The following is a 23177-nucleotide window of genomic DNA, read 5'->3' as shown; positions in this document are numbered from 1 at the left end:
CTATTTTTTTATGGTATATTATGAATTTGCACGTTTCACAAGAAAGCCAAATTTGGCGATTTTTTCGCTATTCAAGGTATTTTTTCCCAAAAAAACGCGTCCTTCAGTTCCCGGATTCAACCGATCCGCAGCTGCACCGCGGAAATCCAGCATTTCCTCGACTTCGCACTTCTGCATGCCATCGGGAGTCATCAGCTCTAAGGAATCATCCATAGAGAACGGATTTTTCACATTCACAAGGCATGCGCCCGTAGCATTGTCATAGTCCTTGATCTGGGCCGCCACGCAGCCACCAGCGGCATCCACGTGAGTCGCCTCGTAATTCTGCGGCAACGGTCCGCGCAAGAATCCCGGCATAAAGCCTCGCCCATCGACAAAGGTAATCGCACGACGGCTTTCTTCGGGCACGGGCTTTCCATCTGCAACGGCGTCAATGGCCATACGGTATGCACGCACGACCTGGCTCAAGTAATACACAGAACGCGTACGACCTTCGATTTTGAAGGAATCAAGCCCGCCCGCCACGAGTTCTGGAATCACATCCAAGGCGCAGAGGTCACGACTACTCATAAAGTAGGTGCCCCACGTATCTTCGTCGAGGGCAATCGGATCAAGTTCCGGACGGTCAGTTCGCTGAAGCGCAAAAGAGCCTTCATGTTCGCGATAGTCCTCGACCTGTGGACCGGAGTTCGCATACAAGCGATACGGCATGCGGCAGCTGTTATCACAAGCGCCCTGGTTTGCATCACGGTGCGTCACCCAGTTCGAAAGCATACAGCGGCCAGACATAGCCATGCAAACAGCGCCATGGACGAATACTTCAAGTTCAAGGTCCGGAACTTGTTTCTTTATCTCTAAAATTTCAGACAGGCGAAGTTCACGACTCAAGATGATACGGCGAACGCCCAAGTTCTTCCAGAACGAGGCCGCAAGATAGTTTGTCGTATTCGCTTGCACAGACAAGTGAACTTCAGTTTCGGGATGTTCTTTCAAAAGCCAGCCCACAAAGCCCGGATCTGCGACAATCAAGGCATCCGGTTTGAGTTCCAATGCGGCATTCAAAGCCTTCTGGAACGATTCCACCTTCACGTTACGCGGAATCACGTTACTCGTCAGGTAAAACTTCTTGCCATGTTCGTGGGCGTACGTAATGCCTTCGGCAAGGTCATCGAGATTCTTGAAACCGTTTTCGCGAGCGCGCAACGAGAACGCCGGCTGTCCGGCATAAACAGCATCTGCACCATAGGCAAATGCATACTTCATTCGTACAAGGTCACCCGCAGGTGCTAAAAGTTCAGGCTTTTTCATTTTTTAATTCGAGTTGTAAAGGTTAAGAATTAACTGGATTCTTCGTTGCACTCAGAATGACGATTCAGGTTTAGAATTTAAATCCCGCGCGAATATACGCTTTTTTATCATCAATTAAAGTCAGCTCGCCCATAAACGAAAAACGCTGGCCTTCGTAGCTAATCGCAGGCGTAAGCATGTACTGGAGCTTTGCGCCACTGAGGAACTTCTTTGGAAGTTTTAGGTGATTACCTGGTGTCGTATCATTCACGGCGCTACCGTAATCCGTTCCCTTCCAGAACCAGGTCTGACGAACCGATGCGAAAATGTGGCCGTCCAAGCGAGCAAACAAATTCCAGTCAATCGTTCTGCTGTTCGGCCCACCCTGATTTCCCAAGGGATAACCTAAGTGAGCAACCTGAGCCGTATTTCTGTCAAAATGCGAATAGACGTAAGGTTCTACACGGGCATATTCAAAAATCGTACCCGTCTCAATCTTATGGCCCTTGTAATAAAAGTCATGACCTGCCTGGATACCCGCCATCCAAGCCCACTTGGCTTCGATATTGTCGTTCCTGATCAAGCTGATCGGAGATTCCATATCATCCAAAAAGAATTCCGTATAGAAGCGAACCGTGTTGAACAAGCGATAGTTAAAATCAAACGAAAGGGATCCATTATTGCTGTTTTCAGAATAATTACCCTTTTCCATAAACAAAGGAGCCGTCGGGACAAAGAGCCACGGTTTCATGTTGTCATAGAGAATCTGGAGTTCGCTAATACCAAACGTTGCATTGCCAACAGCAAGTTCATAGCGATGGCCAAAAAGATTTCTCGTGTTATCCTTATTCGACATACTCATACTGTTATTGAAGATTCGCAAATCCGCATAAAAGCTCATCACGCGAAGAGGGCCGATCATCAAATCAAGGCTCAACATGTTGTACGGAAGCGCAAACTGGTTCAATGTCAAGTTGTTATAGTAACCCGGGCCCCAGTGCATCACGTCACGGCCAAAGTCCAGGCGCAACCAGTCGTAGTTGAAAGCAAAGTGCGTGCGGTAACGAGCATAGCTCGTGTATTCGACGCCGGAATTGTTTTCCTCTCTCTGGACTTCCAGGAATTCACCATCATAGGATTTCGGACACGATATCGATTTTCCGTTGCGCAAGCATCTAGCCGAGTGCCCTTCATTGTAAATGCGGGCATCCAACACAAAGTCGACGGAATCGACAAAGCCACGCAAGTAAATACCGCCATCAAGACCCGGCCAAATCGTATCTCCAACAGATTTTCGATTCATGCGATAATCTTGTCCAGATAAAATCGTATCACCGAGAGATTCTCCGCCACGATAATCAATTCCACCAACAATGCTTGCTGCAATTGCCACACGCGGATTTACCGTATCAGACGGGCCAAAGCCCTTCCCCAGAATACCAGGACCTCGCACATTATCAAAATAAAGGAGTGCGTTTCCTTCGGTCTTAAAGAAATTCTTGCGGAAAGTCGTGTCCCTACGCGGATACGTAAAGTACTGGCGCTCATTACCAATTGTCTGACGATGATACTCAAACAGCATTGGCGCCGTTTCAAGATTTCGCAAATTGCGAGAATGTTCCGGTTCAATCACCGGCGAAGCAGCAAAAGATTTGCTCACACCCGCAAAAAGAAAAACGCAAGATAAAAGGGGAATTATTTTCTTAAAAAGCATTTTCCAAATTTAGCATTTTCAATCATGAAATTAGCTTAAACGGGAAAATTTGAGCCCTTTCGTTCCATATGGAACTTTTTGTTCCGCTTAAAAATTCAATGTCCGTAAAAAAGAACAATTCACACATTTAAAAGCGATTTCATCTAATATAAGTTTTAAGAAAATGTTGAATGGGAGATATTCTATGAATAAAAAATTTCTGACCATGGGCTGTATTTCGAGCCTTTCATTAGCAATGTATGCCGGATGCTCAGACTCGACTTCGGCTGTTAATCCATACAGCGCAAACGACACTGCTACAGAAATCGATGGAGACAGTTCTTCTTCTGCTCTAGATGATATCGAAATCATCACCTCTAGCGAAAGTCACTATTCCAATAGCGCAACTAGCAGCGCTACAAATTCCGGCAATTCTACAACATCTAGCAATTCCACAAATACGCCAACAAGTAGCGCGAACAACGGCACAAGTAGTGCAAGCAATGGCACGAGCAGCGCCGTAACCGCATCGTCAAGCAGCATTGTTCCGGCCATCAATTCGAGCAGTTCTACAACCCAGACCGTACAAAGCTCTTCAAGTGCTCCCGCAGCGCAAAGTTCTTCGAGCGCACAGGTCACACAAAGCTCTTCCAGCACACAACCAGAACAAGTTAGCGGCAACACCGGGGAACGCCCTGTAATCACTTACGCCGCAAGTGGCGCCACAGCTACAAACGCAGGCAACTGCGTCTCCGTTACAGGCGGTACAGTGACTATCAAATGCGGTGGCGAATACGACTTTAGCGGTTCTTACAGCGGTAGCGATGCCCAGATTCTCGTGAACACCGCCAAAACGGACTCCTCCGTTTACCTGAACATGAAGGGGCTCACACTGACGAACACTGCTGACGCCCCAATTTACATCCAAAAGGCAAGCAAGGCTTTTGTTGTCGCCAAGAACGGCACAACCAACACATTCACGGACGGTTCTTCAAGAACAAAGAACTACACTTATACCAATGACTCCGGCGAAGCCAAGACCGATACGACAGGCGCTTGCATTTACGCCAAAGATGACCTGACCATCAAAGGCGAAGGTACGCTTATCGTCAAGGCAAATTACAACAACGGTATCCATACCAGCAACGACTTGAAAGTGAAAAACGGCCTCATCACCGTGAACGCCAAGAATAACGGCCTCAAGGGTAAAGGCTCCGTTGAAATCAGCGGCGGTACAATCAATATCACCACGACCGAAGGCGACGGCATCAAGAGCGATACCGAAGACGCAACTGATTTGGCAAACGGCAAGGGTTCCATTGAAATCACGGGTGGCACAATCACCGTCACATCCGCATTTGACGGCATCACGGCAGCTAACGCCGTTGTCGTTGCCAATGGCGAATCAACAGCCCCAAGCATCAAGGTTACAGCTGGCGGCGGCCAAAACTGCCTCAGCCTCACCTCCTCTGGTAATGGAGGCGGATTCGGCGGTGGCGGATTCCCGGGCGGCATGGGCGGAAGCTCCTGCTCCCCGAGCGAAAGCATGAAGGGCATCAAGGGCGATTCAAGCATAACCATCAGCGGTGGCGTTATCGACATCAACAGCCGTGATGATGGTCTCCACAGCAGTGGCACGATTACTCTCAGCGGCGGCACAATGACCATCGCTACAGACGACGACGGTGTTCACGCCGAAAAAGCACTCTACGTCAAGGACAACGCCAACGTGAGCGTGACCATCGCCTACGAAGGTATGGAATCTCCGGACATGAACTTTGAAGGCGGCATCACAAGCGTCATCACTACAGACGATGGCTGGAACGCAGCTGGCGGCACAAGCACCACAACCGGTGGCAATACGGGTCGCGGCGGATTTGGCGGCGGTGGATTCGGCGGCATGGGCGGTAGCACAGGTTCGCTCAAGGTCACAGGCGGTTACCACTACATCTACGTCGGCACAGGCGACACAGACGGTATCGACAGCAATGGCGGCATCAGCATTACCGGCGGCGTCATCATCGTGGAATGCCGCATGAACGGCGGTATGGGCGGCATGGTCGATTCGGACGGAACGACATCGATTACAGGCGGCAAGTTGCTCGGATTCGGCACAAACAATTCCGAAGAAGGTACACAATACAGCGTTAATTTCGACACCAATAGCTATTATGGCACATCGGATATCGCGTTCAAGCCAAGCTTCTCTGGAAGCAAGATGGTATCTAGCGTAGGTAAGCCGGGCGTCGTAAGCAGCGTGAGCGGTATGACCAAGACCTGCTTCGGAAACAGCACCGATCGCTGCGTTTATACGAAGTAGTGCGGCATAGCCGCAGTTACTAGTCAATAGTCATTAGTTACTAGAAAGGCGAGCAATATTGCTCGCCTTTCGTCTAAACTACATCCAGCCGCGGTCAGATGTACCAGAAATACCACGAATCTTAAGATCAAAGTCATCGCGGTTCGTGGCAGCGTTCATAGCCGTTTCAAGCGAAATCTGCTCGTTCTGGTAAAGTTCCAAGAGCGCCTGGTCAAACGTCTGGCTATGGTATTGGATATGGCCTTCAGCAACAGCCTGTTCTACCATGTCAATCTTGTTCTTATCCTGGATGTATTCCTTGATAGCGCCCGTATTCACGAGAATTTCGGCAGCCGGGACTCGCCCCTTGCCATCCTTCGTCGGCAAAAGACGGAGCGAAATGATGCCCGCCAAGACTTCTGCAAGCAACAAACGCACTTCATCATGCTGGTGCGGCGGATACATCGAAAGCACACGGTGAATCGTTTCCACAGCATTTGTCGTATGGATAGTTGCAAAGACCATGTGACCCGTATCAGCAGCCGTCAAAGCAATCTGCATCGTTTCAAGGTCACGGATTTCGCCCACGAGGAGCACATCCGGGTCCTGACGGAGCGCCGCACGGAGTGCATTCGCATACGAAAGCGTATCCACGCCGATTTCACGCTGCGAGATAATCGCTACGTTATCTTTATAAAGGTATTCAATCGGGTCTTCGACGGTAATGACGTTTACGGATTCCTTGTGGTTGATGTAGTCAATCATCGAGGCAAGCGTCGTCGACTTACCAGAACCCGTCGTACCCGTAACAAGCACAAGACCGCGCTTGGTCAAGGCCAAATCGCGAATGACTTCGGGCAAATGCAATTCTTCAAACGGCGGAATCACAGCCTTGATATGACGGATCACGACTGCGATTGTACCGCGCTGGCGGAACACGTTCACACGGAAACGTCCCATATCGCGGGCACCCACAGCAAAGTCGCATTCCTTGTTCGCTTCAAAACGCTGCTTCTGGTCACGGTTCATGATATCATCCAAGAAGGAATCCATCATGGCGCTATCGATGCGCACATCAAAAAGCCTTTGTAAAGCACCATTGATACGGTAAACAGGCGGAACGCCAACTCGCAAATGCAAGTCAGACGCCTTGCGGTTTACCATTTCACGCAAGAGCTGTTCAATGCGAAGTTCAGCCATATTAGCCTTCTCCAAACTTTTCGCGGCAGAGTTTTTGGACTTCTTCCAGACGAGATTTTATTTCAGCATTATCCGGATTCTTCTTTGCCAAGTCCGAATATATTTCGAGAGCCTTGGAATAGACGCCCTGTTCCATATAAATATCCGCAAGCGTACGCGTGTTGAGACTGTCGTCTAAATCGACAGCGCCACGTGAAAGCGGAGCATCCGCATTTTCTACGAGGCTTGCAGCCACTTCGTCATCAGAATCACCGGACATCAGGTAGTCTACACCGTTATTGTTCGGTTCATCGGATTCCGGCAGGGAATCATCTTCATCAAAGAGGCCCTTGAATGCGTTAGAAACTTCGGAGTCAATAGAATCGAGTTCTGCAGACGGAGCAGTCTCTTCTACAGCCTGTTCAGCAGGAGCTTCTTCTGCGACTGGTTCAGCCGTTTCAGCAACAGGTTTTTCAAGCTGTTCTGCGGCAGGCTCTTCGAGAGTCTCGTCAGACGGTTCTTCAAGAGAATCAATCGGAGCAGAGAACACGCTTGTTGATTCTTCGGCCGGAGCTGTGGTTTCTTCAATATTTTCGGTCACTGAGCTAGTCGAAGCGTCAGCAGGAGCTTCAGCAACTTCGGATTTTTCTTCCGGAAGGTCATCTGCATCAGAACCGAAAATACTATCAAAGGATTCATCGACGCTCTTTTCTACGTCTTCCTTGACAGCACTTTCTTCAAGTTCTGCGCTCGTCGCTTCCTGACTCAAAGATTCTTCGACAGGAGTTTCTTCGGCCGATTTTTCGGCAGGAGCAGATTCTGCAGGTGCAGAATCATCCTTGTCACCGAACATGGAGGCAAAAGCACCACCCATTTCTTCAGCCAAATTTTCTTCTTTCGGCTGTTCCGCGACAGGTTCTTCAGCAGGAGCTTCTTCAGCAGAAGTTTCTTCTGCAGGAACGTCGTCATCATCGCCAAAGAGAGCGTCAAAAGCGCCATCCACTTCTTCAGCTGCAGATTCTTCTTCAGTAGTAGCTTTTTCTTCGGCAGCAGGTTCTTCAACAGACTTTTCGGCCTCCGGAGAGTGCTCATCTAAATCGAAAATGAAATCATCATCAGACTTCGAGGCATCTTCATCGTCCGAGAAATCCATATGGGATGTCGGAACAAGGCCTTCAACCGGAGCCACATTTTCAGCGGATTCTGTCGGAGTAAATTCCGGAGCCTTTTCAAGAGCTGTTTCCGCAGCATCCGAAACTTCAGCATTTTCTTCAGTCGGATTTTCAGCAGGTTCGTCACTCAAGCTAAAGTCTGCATCAGCGGATTTTTCGAACAAGCTACCAAAAGATTCTTCTTCAGCAGGAGCTTCTGTAGCAGAAGATGCAACTTCTTCGGATTCAACTTCAGCGGGCTTTTCTGCAGTTTTCTCTGCATCAGTCGCTGAATCAATCGATGCATCAGCAGAATTGTCTTCACTCAAGCTAAAGTCTGCATCTGCGGACTTTTCGAACAAGCTACCAAAGGATTCTTCTTCAGCAGGAGCTTCAGTAGATTCTTCCGTTTTTTCAGGCTCAGAACTAGCGGATTCTACCGGTTCATTTGCTTTTTCTTCCGGGAGTTCATCGTCACCCAAAAGCGAAGAGAAAGCATCATCAATATTCGTTTCCGATTTTTCGGACTTCGGAGTTTCGTCTAAGCTAAGCAAATCCGCAGCGCCAACGTTTTCTTCATCAGAAAAATCCATATGCGTAGCAGGGATTGCGCTTTCAGCAGCCGGTTCCGTCAGTTCTTCCGTTTTTTCAGGTTCTGCACTAGCCGATTCAACCGGTTCATTTGCTTTTTCTTCTGGAAGTTCATCATCGCCCAAAAGCGAAGAGAAGGCATCATCGACATTCGTCGCCTTTTCATCCGCATCCAGCGGTTCGTCCAAACTGTCAAGACTAAATTCGGCGTCTTCGGACTTTTCTTCTGTAGCTTCTGGAAGCGGTTCGTCAATAAGTTCTTCCGGAATATCATCGAGCTTCGGTTCTTCAGCCGTTTCAGCCTTTTCGCTTTCATCAGAGAAATGCGAGAAGAGCGAAGATGTAGCGGATTCCTCTGCAGCAGGTTCATTCTTTTCTGCAGATTCACCCAAGTCAAGATCGTCATCGCCACCCAAAATTCCAGAAATGGCAGAAGACACTTCAGAAGAATTCAGCACATGGCCATCGAAGTCCGGAATTTCTGTTCCATCCGGATTCTTGGCAATTTCATCCGATGCAAAATTCAAGGAATTGCGTAAAGCATCCATTGAAGCGTTGTCTTCTTCGTCTGTATTCGGGAGTGACGCCGCAAGATTTGCAAAGATATTGTCTTCGCCATTTTCCGCATTTTCAGAATCATCCGAGACATCCATCGTGAACGAGCTTTCGTCCATCGGCGGCGGAACAAGCGTCTGTTCCTCTTCTGGCAGGACATCGTATTCATCCTTCCAGAACGGATCCAGCGGGTCCATATCGTGGACACGACGGAAACAGGCATTACGCTCGGCTTCCTTGCCAAGCTTATCGTAGGATTCCCCCATTCTCTTATGAGCAGAAAGGCAGAACGGATCTTTGGCAAGCACCTTCTTGTATTCAGAGATGCTACCCGCAAAATCCTGCTGGCCCGCTAAAATTTTGGCACGGACCAACATTGCCGGAATATCGGACGGAGATGCAGCAAGAGCGGCATCCACAGTCTTGAGAGCCGCTTCGTAATCACCCGAAGCACGCTCCATGTCAGCAAGCCAGGCCAAAGCCTGAGAACGCCCCTTATTCTTTTTTACAGCCTTTCTGAGAGAATCCAACGTTACAGCCATCATTTCTCCAATGGAAGAAGAATAGCTTCATCCGCTAAAAGTACAGGAATGCCTTCGCGAACCGGATAAACACGAGAACCATCAGGTGTCGTAAGCGCTTCGGTCAGGGGTTCAGTAATAGCTTCGCCAGCAACGTTCTTGAGCGTACCAGCCTTAATTGCATTGTTCAAAAGAGCGATGCAGTCCTCGCCCGCCTGAGAAAGAGGTTGACGAGTTTCCGGGCAGCAAAGAATACTTAACAATTTAGAATCGAGCATAAAACCTTTTATATGTGTTATTTCGTTAAAAAAATAACACATTTTTACAAAAAAGGGCGATTTTTAACGAAGATATTTCAGGTTTACGAGGGCAAAATTGCCGTTTTTGCCATTTCCGATGAGCAAATACACGCACATGCCCAATTTATCAAGCCAATTGATGTTGAATTCTTCGCGATAACCCGAGAAATTCGAGACCACCAAGAGCTCGCGACAGCCCGTGCGGTTGCAAATGGACTCCATGTCCGAAAGCGGGCCAAGGAGATGCTTGCGGTTTTCTTCGCTCAAATTTTCAGGTTCAGAACTCACGCAACCGAGAATTTCAATACCCGGGATCACGTTGTAGCTATCGAACCAGTTATTGAGGGAGTCTTCGCGGCCACCCAGCAAAATGGAGCGGTGGCGCTTTTTCGCAAAGATGCGGTAGAAATAGTTTATCCAGAATGCAATACGGCGCCAAGCAAGGAGCGCAAGCGGGATAAAGAGGCTAGAGCAAACAGCAAGTGTAATCCAATGGGAATCGTATGGCAAATACGTTGCAGCATCATTGATGACTGGAGTCTGGGTGAAGTAGCGGAAAGCCGAATACCCACCGACAATAAGCAAGTTCAGCGGAATCAAATAACGCAAGAACTTTTCGCCCTTGAGACTTGAAACCGTATATTCCCCAAGGAACATAAGGAACACGAGGTTCAGGACAACCACTAAGACTGCCAAAATCCAATCGTCAAAACCGTTATGGATAACAACATTGTCGCTCGTGGAAACCATACCCGCTTCGTAACAAAGAATGAAGAACGCCCAAATCGCCACCACGCCCAAGTCGAGGAACATCTTCCAGAACTTCGGGATAAGGCGCGAGAACATGCCCACAAACGCCGCAAACAAAATACCGAACGAGACAAGGAAATTCGGGACAAAATAAAGGTCCTTGTGCTTTTTCACAAAGATGAGCATCGCCTTGTAGAAATCCACATACGAGCCCCAACGGCGCGTACGGCAGCTCTGGCCCTTAAAATGCAGAATGTTCGTGACCGGCGTGTAATAGTTGTGGAGCCCCATTTCCTTGGTGCGGAAGCAAAGATCAAGGTCTTCACCGTACATGAAAAAGTCTTCGTCAAAGCCGTTCAGTTTTTCATAGACATCGCGACGGATGCAGAAGAACGAACCGCTAATGGCATCGACTTCAATCATCTCGTCCGGATCCGCATACGACATGTTGTAGCTTGCAAGCGTCTTGTTTTTGGGGAAGAGGGCCGCAAGGCCAATCGTCTTGGAAACGGCAGACACAATCGTCGGGAAAGAACGGCGGCAGGCCCACTGGAGCGTACCGTCTTCGTTCAGAATTCGGCAACCGACCGTGCCCGCTTCCGGGTGCTCTTCCATGAACTTGAGCATTTCGCGGAAAGCGTTCTTCGAAATAATCGTATCCGGGTTGATAAAGAACAGATACGGCTTGGTCGCATGCTTTTCAGCGAGATTACAGCCCTTACCAAAGCCCAGGTTTTCCTTAGAGTCAATCCATTCCACTTCCGGGAAGAAGTTCTTGATTTCAGGAATAATCGGCTCATTGGAACCGTTGTCCAAAACGATAATCTGCGAATCCAGCCCTTCGCATGCATCACGAACAGACTTGAGGCATGCCGGAATGAAATCGCAAGAGTTATAAGCAATGATAATGACAGAACAAGAAAGCATAGTAGACAATTCCAAACTTAACTAGATCCTTCACGCTTACGCGCTCAGGATGACGAGATGCAGGACTAAGCGAGTCCGAGACGAAGCTTGAGCACGAGGAAGAATGCTTCGGAAATGATTCCGCCACTCATCTTGGAGGTACCACGGGTGCGGTCCGTAAAGATGATGGGGATTTCCTTGACGCGGAGCCCCTTCTTCCAAATCTTGAAAGTCGTCTCAATCTGGAAGCAGTATCCGTCACTCTTCATCTTGTCGAGATTCAAAGCCTGCAAAGCTTCACGGCGGAAGCACTTGAAACCACCTGTAGCATCGCTAATCGGGAGGCCCGTCACAATGCGGGTGTAAACGTTTGCCCCATAGCTCAAAATCAGGCGGCGCAAATCCCAGTTCACCACGCTGATGCGGTGATCCTGGTAGCGGCTACCCAGTACAAGGTCGGCATTTTCAGCAGTTTCCAAGAAGCGGTTCAAGTCCGTTGGGCTATGGCTAAAGTCGGCGTCCATTTCAAAAACGCGTACGTAATCGCGTTCGAGAGCCCACTTGAAACCCATCACGTAGGCAGAGCCAAGACCCATCTTGCCCTTACGGCGGATCAAGTGGATTCGCGGATTCTTATCCGCTTCGGCCTGCACGAGATCCCCCGTACCATCCGGGGAGCCATCGTCCACCACCAAAATTTCTAGACATTCATTCTGTTCCAGAATCGCAGACATGATAAGGAGAATATTCTCCTTTTCATTGTAAGTCGGAACAATCACCAAACTCTTAGGAAACGCCATTAAATACCTCTCTAAACACAAATCTAATACAAATTACAATTCACCAATAATATCAGAAACCGGATATGTCCGTTTTTTATTGCCATTCATCATCTCGCCCAAAAGTCCAAGCGAGAAAAACTGAACGCTCATGACGAGCGAGAAGGCGCCTGCCAACAAGAGCGGACGAACATGCATCGCACCGGTCTCAAACCATTCATAGCCAAAATAACCGCAAGTGCCAAGGCCGAAAAGCATCAAGACAAGCCCAATCAGACCAAAGAAATGGAGCGGTTTCGACGAGAAGCTACGCATGAACATGAGGGAAACCAAGTCCAAAAAACCGCTCACCAGTCGAGAAACGCCGTACTTCGAGACGCCGTGAACGCGGGCGCGGTGGGCAACCGGCATTTCAGTAATGCGGAAGCCCTGCCACTTGGCCATGACCGGGATAAAGCGGTGGTAGTCACCGTAAAGCTGGATAAAGCGCACCACGGAGCTGCGGTACGCCTTGATGCCGCAGTTGAAATCGTGCAAGCGCTTGCCACAGACCATCGATACCGTCAAGTTGAAAAGCTTGGAAGGCATAGTCTTGTGCCACGGATCCAAGCGGCGGATTTTCCAGCCGGAAACGAGGTCGTAACCGGATTCGAGAATCTTGATCATCTTCGGGATTTCGAGCGGGTCATCCTGCAAGTCGCCATCGAGCGTTGCGACGTACTTGCCGCGTGCCTTGGAGAAACCAAGAGCGAGTGCAGCAGCCTTGCCGCAGTTGAACTGGAAACGGAAGGCGCTCACCGATGATTTCGGCTTTACACCATATTCCTTTGCAAGCCCCTCTACCACTTCCCAGGTATTGTCGCGGCTACCATCATCAATGATGATGACCTCGAATTCCATACCGGTCGGCTCAATAGCGGCCCAAATTTCCTTCATCAACTCAGGAAGATTTTCACTTTCTTCCTTAACAGGGATAACCAAGCTCAAATCCATGACAATACCTCAAGACTAGTTTACTGCAGGTGCTGTTTCTGCGGCAGGCGTTGCTGCAGGTTCTTCATCGACCTTGAGCGTTTCGTCCGTAATCGTTTCAATCTGCTGACGGCTCATCGTGAGGCGGCTCTGGCCCGGAGCATCGTAAGACGGAATGTTCTTGAGGCCGCGATCCACGACATCAAGAGCCTTTTTCTTCATGCCTGCAGATGCGTAGACATAAGAAGCAGCCCAGTAATTGCGCCATTCTCTCGGGAACTGGTAAATGCCGAGTTCAAGATACTTGGCGGCATCGGTAGCAATTCTTTCGACTTCAGCCTTGTCTGCTGCGCGGAACGGCTTCTTAGAGACGAGCTTTGCGATTTTTTCGCGAGCATCGAACGAGATCTGCAAGTAGAGCGAAACATAGCTGCTGAGCAAGCGTTCCGTTTCGGAGTTGATGTATGCAGAACCGTCACCAAGACCACGGAACTTATAGACGCTGTCGATGAGAGCAGCGGTCTTTGCTGCGTCAAAGGCATTCTGCTTCGGAGAGAGGTCACCCTTCACAAGGTTATAGACCAAGCCTTCCTGGACCATGTACTTTTCGAGACCCATGAAGTTTGACGTACCAACGGTCGTCGAAATTTCAATCGGGCGGTCCATGTTCTGGAGAGCAAGATCAATCACGAGCTTGTGCTGCGTGAGCATCATGCTCGAACGGGTTCTCTTAGCCCAATCCGTAAAGGCATCCCACACCTGGTAGTTCACCTTGAACTGGAGGAGCTTTGCAGAATCAGCGTCAGAGAGGTAGCCCTTAGCTTGCATCTGGTCGATTCTTTCCAAAAGCTTCGGCTTGAGCATTTCAGCGCGGCGAACCCACGTAGACACGAGATGGTTCGGGTTGTTTGCACTGCCGTTGTCAAGGACCATGTCGCTATCGATTGTTTCCTTGGTGTAAGAAAGCTTGAGAATCGGTTCATTGGTAAGCATCTGCTTGATATACCAGTCCGTGTTGCCCAAGGAGAGGTTCACCACGCGGACGTCCTTACGGATACCAGCAACTTCCTGAGCAAACCACAACGGGAACGTATCGTTATCACCATTCGTGAAAAGAATAGCATTCGGGCGGCAGCTGTTGAGGAGGTTGTATGCGTAATCCCAAGGAACCCAAAGGCCAGAACGGTCGTGTTCCTTGTAGTTAGAAATACTCGGGACAAGGAGCGAAACAAGCACGAGTGCGGCAGCAATCGGAGAGGCAAAAGCAGCCGTTGTTGCGGTCGTTGCTGCAATCAGCACAAGAATACCAGCACCAATACCGTAAATCATGCTCATGAAAATAAATGCTGGCGTGTAGAAGTAGTCACGTTCACGGACTTCCATATGAACGGCTTCCGGGAACGGAGCACGCTGGCCAAAACGGGCAAAGCTTTCTTCAATCTTCTGCCAGTTTCTCCAGGCAGCCGTATTTTCGGCATCGCTAACCTTCTTTTCGAATTCAGCGATACGAGCAGCCGGAGCGTTGCGCATGCGAAGACGTTCAATCGCAAGCTTGGAATAGTCAATCGTCTGACGGAGATCGATGAGTTCATTCGGGTCCGGGAGGGCAGTAATGCCAGCGCCGGCATTGTTCAAGTCCGCCACGTTACGAGTCATAGCGCTAACCCAGTAATCGCGGTCGCGCTGTTCCATGCGGGTTCCATCAGCAAAGTTGATATAGAAGAGAAGGCCGAGAGAGCAAAGGACATAAAGTGCCGATACAAAGACACCCACATGCTTATTGCGCTTATAGACATACACGCAAGTAGCGATAATAAGGCCATTAAACAGCAAGAAGAAGAAAAGCTGCATCAAGGTATTATCGCCCATGAACGTCATCTGCGTCGGGAACTTAAAGCCAAGGCGTTCAACCGGTTCATTTTCAGAAGCGTCAAATGTATAGACACCGTTAGCATAGTTCACCCCACCCACCTTATACGGCAAGTACTGGGCCATCTGGTAACCACCATAGCTCATGCTCGGGAAGGAGAGCACCTGGTGAGCCAAGCGGGAACGACGGTAGAAAGCACGGGAAATCATACTTTCGGAACCATACTGCTTACGTTCAATAAAGGCATTGAAGGCATCCCAGTTCTTCGATTCGAAGAGGTTTCCGAGCTGGAGGTTGCCCTGTTCGTCACGGATATTGAGTTCCGGGTCGTTTTCATCAATCGTCGGGTTGAGTTCCGAACGGATCGGGATGTAAAGGTGCGTGCTGTAGCCGACCAAAGCAAAGAATGCAAAAGCAAGGGAAAGAACGAAGCTACGCTTAAATCCAGCTTCTCTAGGCTTGAATACACCCTGGCTAATGCCTGCATAACCCAAACCAGCGACAATCAAAGTACCAATAATCGTAATAGGCCAGCTATCCGTAATCATCATCAAAGCGGCAGCAACCAGAATCGACAATCCGGCCACAGCGGTCTGCTGGAACGGGAACCTTTTGCTAAACAGAAGGACAAGGCCCAAAACGAAAACACAAATCAGGGAAATTTCAATGAAAGCAGAGACCATGTAGATGACGGAGCAGAGGAGCGTACCCGTAATCCAGATAGGAATGCGTTCGACAATCTTTTTCGGCTGAGCCACGAGGAGCAAAACGAACACGGCCGGAACCGTGAGCATCGTATAAAGGTGAGCGCCCACGCCGAGGAATGCGATATAGCAAATGAAGATGAGGATGCGATCGCTACCCGATTCTTCACGCTTGTTGTACCACACGAGACCGAGGTAAGAGACAAGCATCAAGATGAGCATAGCGACGCCATAGACTTCGGCTTCGACCGCGTTGAACCAGAACGTATCGGAGAACGTAAGGAGGAAACCAGCGACGAGAGCGGCGGTACCAAGCACAAACGTGCGCATCTTTTCAGAAATCTTTTCGGCAAGGCTGTCCGTCTTGAGGACCGTTGCCAAAAGTTCCCAGGCAAAGAGGGCTGTCACATAGACCGTTGCGGCAGAACTCACCACGGAGATGTAGTTCACGCGCTTTGCGATTTCGCCCACGAACGGCAAAAGGAGAATGACCGCACGGGCAAAGAACACGAAGAACGGCGTTCCAGGAGGATGCGGAATGCCAAGCGTGTTAGCGCAAGCGACGAATTCACCGCAGTCCCAGAAAGAGACCGTCGGGGCCATCGTCATCATGTAAACGATCAAAGCAATAAAGCCAGCGATACCGGCAAAGATGTGCTTATGCCACTTCTCGTTAATCTTCATAAAAATTAAGCATCCTTCTTAGTATTGTTTGCAACCATGCCACGCTTCTGCAAGAATCCGGCGAGGAGTCCGTTCACGAACGTGCCCGAAGAATCCGTGCTGAACTTGGCAGCAACCTGAACAGCTTCAGAGATGACCACCTTCATCGGGATTTCAGGAACATACAAAAGTTCGACCATCGCGATGCGCAGCACAATCCTGTCGAGAGTCGCCATGCGCTCAATTCCCCAATGAGCGGAGCAGGCTTCGATTTCGGAATCGAGTTCGGCCTTGTGAGCAAGGACCAAGTCGACAAGCTTCATGCCGTACTTTTTCATGTTGTCCTGGAGCGGCTGGGCTTCCAAAACGCCCGGGAGTGCATCAGCAACCGTACCGCCAGAAATTTCCATTGCGTAAAGCAACTGCATCGCAAAGACGCGAGCAGGTCTAAAACTTACTTGTGCCATAATTATTTTCCAATCTGCTTGTAAAGATTTACCATTTCAACGGCAGTTCTTGCCCAATTGCAGCCGAGGTTTCCGGCCTTGAGGCCAGCGCGGTTCATCGCCTGGTCGACCGTGTCAGTCGTTAAGATTCCGAGAATCACTGGAACTTTGCCTTCGGCAGCGAGCGATGCGATTCCGCCCGTAGAATTGTTCACGACAACGTCGTAGTGTCCCGTTTCGCCACGGATAACGGCGCCGAGAGCAATCACGGCATCGTACTTGCCAGAATCCACAAATCTGCGGCAGAGGCCCGGCAGTTCAAAAGCACCCGGCACATGAGCCACAGCGATATTATCGCTATCGACACCGAGTGTTTCGAGTTCGCGGACAGCGCCTTCGAGGAGGCGGTCGGTCACCACTTCATTGAAGCGGGCAACGGCAATCGCGACCTTCAAACCAGAACCATTGAGGGAATTTTTGAATTCTTTCATCTTATTTTCCTTCATCTAAAACTTCGGCTGCGCCATGATCCGCATTGTCGAGATGGAGCTCGTGGCCCATCTTTTCCTTCTTGGTGCGCAGATAAAAACGGTTGATGTTGTTGGGCTTGATTTCGATAGGCACGCGTTCCACGATTTTGAGACCGTAAGCGGAAATGCCAGAAATCTTGCTCGGATTGTTCGTGAGGAGTCGCATTTCCTTCACGCCGAGGTCTGCCAAAATTTGGGCACCCGTACCATACTGGCGCAAGTCGGACTTGAACCCAAGGTGGAGGTTCGCCTCGACCGTGTCCATACCCTTTTCTTGCAATTCATAAGCGCGGAGCTTATTGCAAAGACCAATGCCACGGCCTTCCTGACCGCGCATGTAGAGGAACACACCGCCATGTTCGCCAATGAACTTCATAGCTGCGGCAAGCTGGTCACCGCAATCGCAACGGAGGCTACCAAAGATATCGCCCGTGAGGCATTCGCTGTGGACGCGCACATAAACCGGCTTACTGAAGTCCGGATTACCGGCAACCCAGGCCACATGTTCGACGCCATCGGTCTTGCTGCGGTAAGCATAAGCCGTGAAATCGCCGTACTTGGTCGAAACGTGCGGAGCGGCCACGCGCTGCACAAGCTTTTCCGTTTTCAGGCGGTAGTCAATCAAGTCGCGGATGGAGATAATCTTGAGGTCGAACTTCTTTGCAACTTCCTGGAGCTGCGGCATACGAGCCATCGTGCCGTCTTCGTTCATGATTTCGATGAGAGCGGCTGCCGGGCGGAGACCGGCAAGCTTGGCGAGGTCCACTGCGGCTTCGGTGTGGCCTGCACGGCGCAAAACGCCTTCTTCCTGGGCGTAAAGCGGAGAAATGTGACCCGGACGGCCAAAGTCCGAGGGCTTGGAATTCGGATCGGCGAGAGCCTGGATGGTCGCTGCACGGTCGTGGGCAGAAACACCCGTAGTGCAGCCTTCGAGCTTATCGACCATGACGGTGAACGGAGTGCCGAGCATGGAGGTGTTTTCGGCAGTCTGACGCGTGAGATTCAATTCGCGGCAGCGAGAAATCGGAAGCGGGCAGCAAAGCACGCCACGCCCCTCGTGGAGCATGAAGTTCACCTTTTCCGGTGTAATCTTTTCGGCGGCGATAATGAAATCGCCCTCATTTTCACGGTCTTCGTCATCAACCACGACCAAGAACTTGCCGTTCTTGAAATCTTCAATGGCCTCTTCAATCGTATTAAGCAAGGTCACGTTCCTTTAGATAGTTTTCAATATATTTGCCGAGCATATCGACTTCCACATTCACCACGGTGCCAGGCACCCAGTTCCTGAGATTCGTGCGGGCTAAGGTCTCGGGGATAATGCAGACGCGGATGTAATCCGCCCCTTTTTCGGCCACCGTAAGGCTAATGCCGTTCAAGGTGATGGATCCACGACGAATGACATAGCGGCGCAAGTCAGCTGGCAGAGCCAAATCGACTTCCACGCCCGTTTCGCGCGGAGTGACGCGCAAGACTTCCGTGGTGCAGTCCACATGCCCCATCACAAAGTGACCGCCCATAAAGCTATCGGCGCGGCAAGGATACTCGAGATTCACGAGATCCCCGACTTTAGCCTGCTGGAAGGACGTATTCACGACGGTCTGGTGCATGAGACAGAACGTTGCTTCGTCATCGGTACAGTTTTCAACGGAGAGGCATACGCCGTTATTGGCAATGCTGTCGCCCAGTTTGCTGTTTTTGAAGAATCCCGGCGACTTCATGCGCATGGTAAGCGCGTCTCCCCTGTTTTCGAGGGAAATGATTTCGCCGGTTGCTTGAATTATACCCGTAAACATACGCGACAAATATAAAATTTTAGACGAGAGACGACAAATGCATAAGCTGAGAGTCGCGGCCAAATTCATTTGGACATGACCGAAGCGAGCATTTGGGACTTGAGCGAAGCGATAAATGCGTAAGGCGAATATTGCGGCAAAAAACTTGTTTTTTGACATAATTGAGCCTAGCATTTAGCACATGTGCAAAGTCCAAAGACTAGAGACTAGAGAGTACTGCTATTTAAGGCGGATTATTTTTGCTTATTGGTCATTATCAGTTTATAGGAGTCACCGTCTTTAACGGAGCGCACGCGATATACCTGTTTTTTGCCATCCTTATCCAAGATTTCTATAGGACATACGCCCTCTGCAAGGACTGTCACATTCCCCTCGCTATCCTTCTTTTTAATAAAGTTGCATTTGATATCGAAATCCTGAGGTTGTTCTCCAACGTAATTCAGAATTTCGCAATTTGAATGGGAACATTCGCCAAGTGTGAAAAAATTTCTCGTAAAATATTTTTTGATTGGGCGCTGTTGATGACCAATTGATTGAAGAAAGGCTTCTTCTTCATCTATCCAAAACTCTCCCTTTCTCTTTACCACATTAAAATTACCCCATAAAAAAGTCTTTGTACGCTGAACCCCCATAAAGCCAGCATTCGCACGTACCGGACAACTTCCAGTATCCAAAACTTCAAGGAATGATTTTTTATTATTAAACTTCACAAAATCACAGCAGAACTCTACATCTTCACGAGGTATAGGCATATCGTAAAACATGCCCGTATTTTCAGTCTTTTTACTTTGTTCGTTACACAAGGATTTTCGATCCTTCAAAGACGGCATCAACTTTTTAGCCATAGAATCGTTTATCGTCTTGCAATAATCGGCTTCATTTTCACAATAGACGTGGAACTTCGGACTGAAAGGATAATCAACCACGAAAAAATTATTTTCTATTTTTCTAGTTTTCAATAAATAAAAAAAGGAAGAAAAACCACCCCAACTTTCCTTTGCGGGATGTACGCATTTCCCATTTTCTATACGTCCATAAAGGCAATACGAACAGCCATTTTCATCAGTCCATTCGTATTGCGTATTATCAGAAAATGCGCAAGCCACAAGGAATAAAATTAGGGCTGCGAGAAACTTCATACACTACCCCGGATAATACACTGTCAGCACATCAGGGCCAATGACGGCAGATTCTTTGGCGACGATGTTAGCGGGCAATTCGGGGTATTCAAGGCCAGCCTTGACGGCGCCAGACTCGATGAGATTTTCAAGGGCAATATCAACAGAAGAATCGGTGGAGCGCCAAAGATCAAGGCGATTCCAAAGGGGCTGCGCATTTTGCGTTTGCGAGAGATTGCGAGATTCGCCGTTGAACAGTTCGCGGGCAAGGCGTGCACCCGGTTCCACCATCAGGCGGTGCATTCCGCGAGCAGACAAATCGTCAACCATCGCACGCCAGTTTTCGGCAAAAGAATCGTTTAAGAGTATAACGCATTCCGCAACATTCAGCAATTTCGGTTGCGCCACGCACGAAAATACGATTGGCTTAACATCGCTAGCACTGAAAATTTTCAAACGCGAAATTTCATCAGCAGTAAATTCGTGATGCCCCGCCCAGACGATTTTCACAGGATTGTTGCCTGCGGCATAACGCACGTCAAGACCCGGGTTATCGGCAAGGAGCGTGCCCGCACCAACGAGAATACCATCGCTCATCGCACGGAGTTCATGATTCCAACAGTTTGCGCCTTGCTTTGTAATTGCTAACGGCAAACGCTTGTCAGAAGCATCAACGCTGCCCATAAATCCGTCTTGCGAAATAGCAGACTTGACTTCGACAAAGGTACGCTTGGTGCGTACAAAATAATCATACGCTTCAAAATAGCGTTCGACTTCGGCAAAGACCGCTCGACCTTCAGCTTCACGAGAAGCTTTATCCAACGGCGACGAGCTCGTAAATTCAAAGACGCGGCATTCCGTACAAGATTCACCATTCGAGCAATCCTCAACGCAAGCGAGAATGCAAGCTTCCACGCCTTCGTGAACTTCAATCCCCGCGTCTTCCAGAATCTTGCGGGATTTTCCATGCACCACAGGATTCGGGTCGGAATGTGCAAAATAGACTTTCTGGATTCCCGCTTCAATAATCGCCTTGGTGCAAGGCGGCGTGCGACCATAATGGCAACACGGTTCCAGAGTCACAAAAATAGAGGCTCCGCGAGCGAGTTCACCCGCATCGCGTAATGCCATGACTTCGGCATGAGCACTCCCAGGACGCTGCGTGCGCCCCTTTCCCACGACAATTCCATCTTTGACGACTACGGCACCGACCGCCGGATTCGGGCGGCTCTCGCCAATCGCAAAGAAAGCTTGCTCTAAGGCAAACTGCATGAAGTTTGTGATTTCTGGAGTCATTCAAAAAAATTAATTCTGCGGCGGGAGAGCGAGGATGCCACCTTCGACGTTGAACACACGGGTATAACCGTTTTCAACGAGGAACTTGGAAGCGGCCATGCTACGCTTGCCACTGCGGCAGTAAATCAGCAAATCCTTATCCTTCGGGAATTCGCTCAAGCGCTGCGGCATTTCCTGAAGCGGAATGTTGATTGCAGTTGCAGCGGCCATACCCTTTGCCACTTCGGCCGGGGTACGCACGTCAATAAGGACAGCTCCAGCCTTATGCATTTCAAAAGCCTTTTGCCAATCCACCGTTGTAATCGGAGCTACTTTCTGTTCAACAACAGCTGCGGCCGGCTGGACAGCCTCGACCTTTTTTGCAACAGCCTGCGGCTTCGGTTCTTCAGAAGAATTGCAAGCCGTTGTGAGCAACATGGCACAGAAAGAAATAGCCAAAAATTTATTCATTTACGTACTCCTTAAAAATACAAAGTAAAAGATAACTGTTTTTTTAAGATCAAATAAAATATGCACTGGATTCTTCACCCCTTTGGGGTTCAGAATGACGTAGCATTCTTTAATGTTCAGAATGACATAATATTTAATCCTTCTTTACATGGGCATCGATAAAGCCAAACGTTTCCTGATACGCCTTATCGCGAACATCTTTGCGAGAGAGGAATAAATCGTGCAAACCGTCGGGGATTGTACGCGTCGTCACCTTTTCGCCCAAATTCGGAGCCCATTCCTGAATATGTTCCACGTTCAATACGCCATCGCAATGCATATAATCGTCAGTCCATTCGTCGCCATCTGCAGTGCAATCGCCATGCATCACAAGCACCGGAGACTTAATATCAAGCTTGGAATGAACACGCTTTTGACCATTCATAATCGCACGGAGCCAGCCCAAAAATTGTTCCGGGCGAGATTCACTTTTTAAATTTTCGTTGTATTCCCATTCACCCTTTTCATGTTTCAGAAGGGAGTAGGCGTAATTGGGATTTCCCGTAGAACCGACGGAAAAATCCGGCAGGAATATCGACAAATCCGCAAGAATCGGAAGGCCGATCTTACGCAGGAACCAGTTGAAATTCATGTCCAGGAACGGGCTATTGAGTACAAGCGCTGCAAAATGTTCATCACTGCGGTCATTCACGTACAACGACGAAATCAAACCACCCTGGGAATGCGCCACAATCACAAACGGAACGCGTTCCGCCTCTTCGTAATCGTCCACTGCAATTTTCTTGCTGAGTTCTACAGCGACATCCAGTTCGGCATAAAACTCCTTGATATTACGCATGTCACCACGCGGTTCGCCATCCACATACGAACGTCCGCAATAGTGCAAATCAATCGCAAAGAATGCAAAGCCCGCAGAATCCGCCTTTTCGGCTAGTTCCTTCTGGAAGAAGTAATCGTTGTAGCCATGCACGTACAAGATGATACCACGCAAGCTCACGTTATTCTGCGAATCCGCACGCGGAGAACTCCCAAATGGATACTCAATCAACGTCGAGCGGAAAACTTCCTCGCTATCGGGACTCGTTTTAATCGGGTAAACTTTAAAAGGCTCGCCGAGTTCCATGTCCACCTGCACTTTAGACAGGGACTTTTCAATAATATCGGGATCCACATCAATTTTTGACGTACTATCCAATATCACATCGTGCAACGCTTCGGCATTCGCAAAATACACATAAACCGCCGATGCGATAAAGAAAAGCACCAGCGGAATAATCATGACGATTATTTTAACTTTTTTCATAGCTACATAATACTAAAAT

The 23177-nt window shown here is 49.2% G+C and carries 18 protein-coding genes; 1 reads left to right on the top strand and 17 read right to left on the bottom strand.

Translation table 11 applies throughout. From position 1 onward, the window contains the following. Positions 1-18: 18 nt before the first annotated feature. Both CRN95_RS08725 and CRN95_RS08720 read right to left on the bottom strand, forming a co-directional pair. Positions 19-1308: a U32 family peptidase C-terminal domain-containing protein gene (locus CRN95_RS08725; RefSeq protein WP_097020641.1), complete on the bottom strand. Its 1290-nt coding sequence runs from the start codon at positions 1306-1308 to the stop codon at positions 19-21. A 70-nt stretch (positions 1309-1378) separates the two neighbouring features. Continuing rightward, positions 1379-2947 carry a hypothetical protein gene (locus tag CRN95_RS08720; RefSeq protein ID WP_235002962.1) on the bottom strand — a complete coding sequence of 523 codons (1569 nt, stop codon included), beginning with the start codon at positions 2945-2947 and terminating at the stop codon, positions 1379-1381. 238 nt (positions 2948-3185) lie between these two features. Between CRN95_RS08720 and CRN95_RS08715 the strand changes: the two genes are divergently transcribed. Further along, positions 3186-5300, top strand: a complete 2115-nt coding sequence (locus CRN95_RS08715; RefSeq protein WP_097020639.1) for a carbohydrate-binding domain-containing protein — start codon at positions 3186-3188, stop codon at positions 5298-5300. A gap of 78 nt (positions 5301-5378) precedes the next feature. Here CRN95_RS08715 and CRN95_RS08710 read toward each other — a convergent pair whose 3' ends face one another. The 15 genes from CRN95_RS08710 to CRN95_RS08640 form a co-directional block, all read right to left on the bottom strand. Then, on the bottom strand, positions 5379-6479 hold the full coding sequence (locus tag CRN95_RS08710) for a type IV pilus twitching motility protein PilT (RefSeq protein ID WP_088629053.1): 1101 nt from the start codon (positions 6477-6479) through the stop codon (positions 5379-5381). A 1-nt stretch (position 6480) separates the two neighbouring features. Further along, positions 6481-9300, bottom strand: coding sequence for a tetratricopeptide repeat protein (locus CRN95_RS08705; protein ID WP_097020638.1), 2820 nt, complete (start codon positions 9298-9300; stop codon positions 6481-6483). Continuing rightward, positions 9297-9554 carry a Trm112 family protein gene (locus CRN95_RS08700; protein ID WP_088629055.1) on the bottom strand — a complete coding sequence of 86 codons (258 nt, stop codon included), beginning with the start codon at positions 9552-9554 and terminating at the stop codon, positions 9297-9299. Before CRN95_RS08700 ends, CRN95_RS08705 begins: the two co-directional genes overlap by 4 nt. A 63-nt stretch (positions 9555-9617) precedes the next feature. Beyond that, a complete protein-coding gene (locus CRN95_RS08695; protein WP_097020636.1) occupies positions 9618-11252 on the bottom strand; it encodes a glycosyltransferase family 2 protein in 1635 nt (544 codons plus the stop codon). Between the two features lie 65 nt (positions 11253-11317). Continuing rightward, the gene (locus CRN95_RS08690; RefSeq protein ID WP_097020635.1) at positions 11318-12031 is read right to left on the bottom strand and encodes a polyprenol monophosphomannose synthase; all 714 of its coding nucleotides are present in this window, start codon (positions 12029-12031) and stop codon (positions 11318-11320) included. Positions 12032-12064: 33 nt separating this feature from the next. Further along, positions 12065-13003 (bottom strand): glycosyltransferase family 2 protein, encoded by a 939-nt coding sequence (locus CRN95_RS08685; RefSeq protein WP_097020634.1) that lies wholly within the window; start codon positions 13001-13003, stop codon positions 12065-12067. 15 nt (positions 13004-13018) lie between these two features. Then, positions 13019-16240 carry a DUF2723 domain-containing protein gene (locus CRN95_RS08680; protein ID WP_097020633.1) on the bottom strand — a complete coding sequence of 1074 codons (3222 nt, stop codon included), beginning with the start codon at positions 16238-16240 and terminating at the stop codon, positions 13019-13021. Between the two features lie 5 nt (positions 16241-16245). Beyond that, positions 16246-16686 carry a transcription antitermination factor NusB gene (gene nusB, locus CRN95_RS08675; protein ID WP_014547329.1) on the bottom strand — a complete coding sequence of 147 codons (441 nt, stop codon included), beginning with the start codon at positions 16684-16686 and terminating at the stop codon, positions 16246-16248. A 2-nt stretch (positions 16687-16688) separates the two neighbouring features. After that, the gene (gene ribH / locus CRN95_RS08670; RefSeq protein ID WP_088659547.1) at positions 16689-17156 is read right to left on the bottom strand and encodes a 6,7-dimethyl-8-ribityllumazine synthase; all 468 of its coding nucleotides are present in this window, start codon (positions 17154-17156) and stop codon (positions 16689-16691) included. A 1-nt stretch (position 17157) separates the two neighbouring features. After that, positions 17158-18405 carry a bifunctional 3,4-dihydroxy-2-butanone-4-phosphate synthase/GTP cyclohydrolase II gene (locus CRN95_RS08665; protein WP_014547327.1) on the bottom strand — a complete coding sequence of 416 codons (1248 nt, stop codon included), beginning with the start codon at positions 18403-18405 and terminating at the stop codon, positions 17158-17160. Continuing rightward, positions 18392-18991: a riboflavin synthase gene (locus CRN95_RS08660; protein WP_097020768.1), complete on the bottom strand. Its 600-nt coding sequence runs from the start codon at positions 18989-18991 to the stop codon at positions 18392-18394. The genes CRN95_RS08665 and CRN95_RS08660 overlap by 14 nt, the downstream gene beginning before the upstream one ends. 233 nt (positions 18992-19224) lie before the next feature. Next, positions 19225-20130 (bottom strand): hypothetical protein, encoded by a 906-nt coding sequence (locus CRN95_RS08655; protein WP_097020632.1) that lies wholly within the window; start codon positions 20128-20130, stop codon positions 19225-19227. Between the two features lie 3 nt (positions 20131-20133). After that, entirely contained in the window at positions 20134-21405 is a 1272-nt protein-coding gene (gene ribD / locus CRN95_RS08650; RefSeq protein ID WP_097020631.1) for a bifunctional diaminohydroxyphosphoribosylaminopyrimidine deaminase/5-amino-6-(5-phosphoribosylamino)uracil reductase RibD, read from the bottom strand. A 9-nt stretch (positions 21406-21414) separates the two neighbouring features. Continuing rightward, entirely contained in the window at positions 21415-21855 is a 441-nt protein-coding gene (locus tag CRN95_RS15025) for a rhodanese-like domain-containing protein (protein ID WP_097020630.1), read from the bottom strand. Between the two features lie 133 nt (positions 21856-21988). Beyond that, complete coding sequence (locus tag CRN95_RS08640) at positions 21989-23158, bottom strand: alpha/beta hydrolase (protein ID WP_235002961.1); 1170 nt, start codon at positions 23156-23158, stop codon at positions 21989-21991. Positions 23159-23177 lie beyond the last annotated feature (19 nt).

The sequence above is a fragment of the Fibrobacter sp. UWB16 genome, assembly GCF_900215325.1.
Classification (GTDB): domain Bacteria; phylum Fibrobacterota; class Fibrobacteria; order Fibrobacterales; family Fibrobacteraceae; genus Fibrobacter.
This window is presented reverse-complemented; position numbering and strand designations above follow the sequence as displayed.